The sequence below is a fragment of the Gilvimarinus sp. 1_MG-2023 genome, from assembly GCF_030548285.1.
The window spans coordinates 1-234 of the sequence record NZ_JAUOSC010001783.1 but is presented as its reverse complement, the minus strand read 5'-3'; the positions used below and the strand labels follow the sequence as shown (position 1 = coordinate 234).

Sequence of the window (234 nt, the reverse complement as noted above, 5' to 3'; positions counted from 1 at the left end):
CAATGTAGCAATGGCTAAAAACAACGCTAGCATTTTAAACTCTGATTACCTACCTACGTTGTCTGGTAGTGCTGGTGCCAACACTAATTTAGACAATACAGAAGCCGTATTTTCTAATGGGACTGTTACTGTTTTAAACAAAGCTAAAAGTTCTAGTTACAATGCTTCTTTAAATATCAATTACACTCTTTTTGATGGATTTGGTAGAGAATACAACTACAAAAAATTAAAAGA

Annotated in this window: 1 protein-coding gene; it reads left to right on the top strand. The window is 32.9% G+C overall.

Annotated elements, in window-relative coordinates; all coding sequences use genetic code 11:
• Positions 1 to 234, top strand: a 234-nt coding sequence (locus Q4563_RS22835) for a TolC family protein (RefSeq protein WP_303606177.1), incomplete at both ends; no start/stop codon positions are given.